Consider the following 527-nt stretch of genomic DNA (forward strand, 5'->3'; position numbering starts at 1 on the left):
GGCGGGCAGGAGCAGATCAGGTTGCGGTCTCCGCCGGCGCCGTCGATGCGGCCGACGGGCGGGAAGTACTTGTCCTGCTTGAGGTGGTGGACCGGGAAGGCGGCCTGCTCACGCGGGTACTGACGGGTCCAGTCGGAAGATACGACGGCGGACGCGGTGTGGGGTGCGTGGCGCAGCGGGCTGTTCTCCACGGTGAAGTCGCCGTTGGCGACCTGGTCGATTTCCTTCCGGATGGTGATCATCGCGTCGATGAACCGGTCGATCTCCACCAGGTCCTCGGACTCGGTGGGCTCCACCATCAGCGTGCCCGCAACCGGGAACGCGAGGGTGGGAGCATGGAAACCGTAGTCGATGAGGCGCTTGGCCACATCTTCCGCGGTGACGCCGGTCCTGGCCGTCAGCTCACGCAGGTCCAGGATGCACTCGTGGGCCACGAGTCCGCCCTCGCCGGTGTAGAGGACCGGGAAGTACTCGTTCAGGCGAGCCGCAACGTAGTTCGCCGCGAGCAGCGCCGACTTCGTGGCCTC

1 pseudogene is annotated in these 527 nt (G+C 67.2%); it reads right to left on the bottom strand.

What is annotated here, in order from left to right:
* Positions 1 to 527 (bottom strand): annotated as a pseudogene (locus CXR02_RS21975) (glycine dehydrogenase (aminomethyl-transferring)); the annotation flags it as partial.

The sequence above is a fragment of the Arthrobacter sp. 4R501 genome, from assembly GCF_002929755.1.
GTDB lineage: Bacteria > Actinomycetota > Actinomycetes > Actinomycetales > Micrococcaceae > Arthrobacter.